Raw genomic sequence first — 2,868 nt, forward strand, 5'->3', positions numbered from 1 at the left:
GTCGCGGAGCAGGTAAAGGCAATGAAAGAGCAGGAAATGGCGCTGGAACAACCCGCGGGGACTGTTGAAATAATGCTCGTCGAAAAAGCTAACCTTGCGCGCCGCCAGCTCTTTCAGCAGATCGTGTTCCGACAAACCCGCCGGACGTCTATCGAGAATCTCATGAAGAGTGATCAGTAAGGTTTCGATGCCAAAGTACATGTGAGAGCGGCTGTGCCCGAGTTTTTGTGCGAACGGGGTTTCGTTCAATTAAGGGAGGTTTGGTCCGAATGGTCTGTCCCCTATTGCTCTATTGCCGAGTCATTTTTCGACTTCTATCCATTCGATATCTGTTATCTCTGGATCCGATGAAAGTACATTACCCATGGCGGTCACAACGCGCGTGAGTTCATGTGTCGCATCGATCTTTTTGAAGAGTTTTCGGATGATCGGTGTTGCTGGCTCGGTGAAGCACAAGAACTCATCGTCATCGCCATCTTGATGCCCACAACAAATGGCCAGTCGGAATCCATCGTTCTTGATAGGAATGTACCATCCCCAATCTTCCGCACTGATTTCTTCCGTCTCGATGCCATGCGGCCTTAGTTTATCGACGAGATACTCAGCCAGCCGCTTGCCCCAGAGTCCTGGGTTGAGCTGCTCTTCTTCGTCATCGTACGGAGGGAAGTTCTTTGATCGAAACGCTACTTGAGTCTTCATCGTATTCCTCCACCGAACCTTGTTCTAGAGCGACCGCTGTTGCGCCATCACTCCGGTGCGTGTTGATGCTATACAGTACCAAAACAATCGTGTAAGGCGGCACATTGCAATGTAGGACGATAGCCTGCCCCCGGCTAGCGTCAGTGGCTGCTTTTCGCACACTTTCCAGCCTCCGTTCGTGGCCGATTGTACTCATCCAGAGGTTGAGCCGAAAGCAGCCGTTGGGCCGACGGGAGAACAATCAGACCTTGCAAAGGTTTGTTTTGTGATGTTCCCAGAGGCTATTGACACGGCGCCCGAACGGCACAACTTTACCGCCGTCGGGCTTGATCGTTAGCTGGTTCACGTGCCATGCAAGAAGACCTTTCCACCGAAGTCAGCCGTACCACCCTGCGGGCCGTGAAGGTCGCGCACACGATCGTTTGGGCTTTCTTCGCTACTTGCGTCATCGCCATGCCGATCGCTTCCTGGCATGGCGAGCACCGGGTTGCGGCATGGCTGGCGGCAATTGTCCTGGTCGAGGTCGCGGTACTGGCGGTCAATGGCTGGCGCTGTCCGTTGACCTCTGTGGCGTCGCGATACACCGACGATCGCCGCGAGAACTTCGACATCTACCTCCCGCTATGGCTGGCCAGGCACAACAAGCTGATCTTCGGTAGCCTGTACTTCGCCGGCCTTGCTTATGCCGTGGCCCAGTGGGCACAGGCGTCGGGCTAGCATCCGGCCCATTTGGCTGCCAGCCGGCCTCGAAGCGGTCCAGCGGCGGTAGTGCGTGATGGCCCCGCTGCGAGGGCACAGCAGGGCGGCGAGCGAATCCACTTTGGCGTGACTGAAAGCCTGATCAGGCGTTCAAGGCCGGGTAATCCGTATAGCCGGCGGCTCCCGGCGTGTAGAAGGTGGCCGGGTTGGGTTTGTTGAGCGGGGCGTCCAGCTTGATGCGGGCGGGAAGATCCGGATTGGCCAGGAAACTGGTGCCGAAGGCAACGGCGTCGAGTTTGCCGGCGGCAATCGCCTGTTCTGCCTCGTCCGCCGTGTAGCCCATATTGCCGATCAGCGTACCCTTGTAGTTCATCCGCACTGGGGTCATGACATCACCGGTTTGCTGACGGAAGAAATCGGCGCGCATCAGGTGCAGATAGGCCAGGTCGAAGTCGTTGAGCCGCCGCGCAAGCCATGTCGCCAGTGCGACCGGATCGCTGTCGATCATGCTGTTGTAGCTGTTCAGGGGCGAGATGCGCAGTCCGACCCGATCGCTGCCCCACACCGCGCTGACCGCCCCGATGACTTCGAGCAACAGCCGCGCACGATTTTCCAGGGAGCCGCCGTAGGGGCCACTGCGCTGGTTTGCCCCGTCGCGCAGGAATTCGTCGAGCAGGTAGCCGTTGGCGCCGTGCACTTCGACGCCGTCAAAACCGGCGGCCTTGGCGTATTCGGCCGCCTTTCTGAATCCATCGACGATGCCGGGGAGTTCGTCGTCGCGCAGTTCACGTGGCGTGACGTAGGGCTTCTTGCCCGCGGGCGTTTGCACTTCGTCGCCGGTGATCTCAATGGCGCTGGGGGCGACAGGTTGCTTGCCGCCGTTGAGCAGCGGATGACAGGCTCGCCCACCGTGCCAGATCTGCAGGAAGATCCGGCCGCCGGCGGCGTGGACGGCATCGGTCACGAGCCTCCAGCCAGCGGCGTGGGCCGCCGAGTAGATGCCGGGCTCCATCCAGAAGGCCGAGTGGCCCGCCATCGCCATCGTCGCTTCAGCAACGATCAGTCCGGCGCTGGCGCGTTGCGCATAGTATTCCGCCATCAGCGCCGTCGGGACATGTTCGGCGTCCGCTCGGCAACGCGTCAGCGGTGCCATCAGGATGCGGTTCGGGGCCTTGACGGCGCCCAGCTGGAGCGGGGTAAACAGGCTGTTCATCAGTCGCTTTCTCGTTGAATTGGCGAAGGCGAATGGTAGCCGATGTGAGCTGATTGCCGACCACGTGTCGCACTCGGCGTCCCACCTCTGCACCCTGCAGCGCCTCAAGGCAGCGTTCGAGACGCTCACACTGCGAACCTGCTCAACGACGCGCTTCTGCTGCCCGAATTGCTGACGCGAACGCCGGGTCGGCCACCGCTTCCCGCCTCGGCTGTCGCACTCCGGTGGCCCGTGCCATAATGGCCCATGGAACCTCA

4 protein-coding genes are annotated in these 2,868 nt (G+C 60.0%); 1 reads left to right on the plus strand and 3 read right to left on the minus strand.

The features are described from left to right. Positions 1 to 249 (minus strand): DNA-J related domain-containing protein (locus RUW20_RS00440; protein WP_313950215.1); only part of this gene is annotated, 249 nt, incomplete at its 3' end. Positions 250 to 300: 51 nt separating this feature from the next. Further along, entirely contained in the window at positions 301 to 699 is a 399-nt protein-coding gene (locus tag RUW20_RS00445; protein ID WP_313950216.1) for a hypothetical protein, read from the minus strand. A 351-nt stretch (positions 700 to 1,050) separates the two neighbouring features. On the opposite strand from RUW20_RS00445, the gene RUW20_RS00450 reads away from it, so the two are divergent. Continuing rightward, a complete protein-coding gene (locus RUW20_RS00450) occupies positions 1,051 to 1,416 on the plus strand; it encodes a hypothetical protein (RefSeq protein ID WP_313950217.1) in 366 nt (121 codons plus the stop codon). A 124-nt stretch (positions 1,417 to 1,540) separates the two neighbouring features. Here RUW20_RS00450 and RUW20_RS00455 read toward each other — a convergent pair whose 3' ends face one another. After that, a complete protein-coding gene (locus RUW20_RS00455) occupies positions 1,541 to 2,611 on the minus strand; it encodes an alkene reductase (protein ID WP_313950218.1) in 1,071 nt (356 codons plus the stop codon). Positions 2,612 to 2,868 lie beyond the last annotated feature (257 nt).

This window comes from Accumulibacter sp. (genome assembly GCF_032229525.1).
Classification (GTDB): Bacteria; Pseudomonadota; Gammaproteobacteria; order Burkholderiales; family Rhodocyclaceae; genus Accumulibacter.

Excerpts from the sequence above, each read along its gene's own strand:
- RUW20_RS00455 (WP_313950218.1), bottom strand. The coding sequence starts at position 2,611 with ATGAACAGCCTGTTTACCCCGCTCCAGCTGGGCGCCGTCAAGGCCCCG.
- RUW20_RS00445 (WP_313950216.1), bottom strand. The coding sequence starts at position 699 with ATGAAGACTCAAGTAGCGTTTCGATCAAAGAACTTCCCTCCGTACGAT.
- RUW20_RS00450 (WP_313950217.1), top strand. The coding sequence starts at position 1,051 with ATGCAAGAAGACCTTTCCACCGAAGTCAGCCGTACCACCCTGCGGGCC.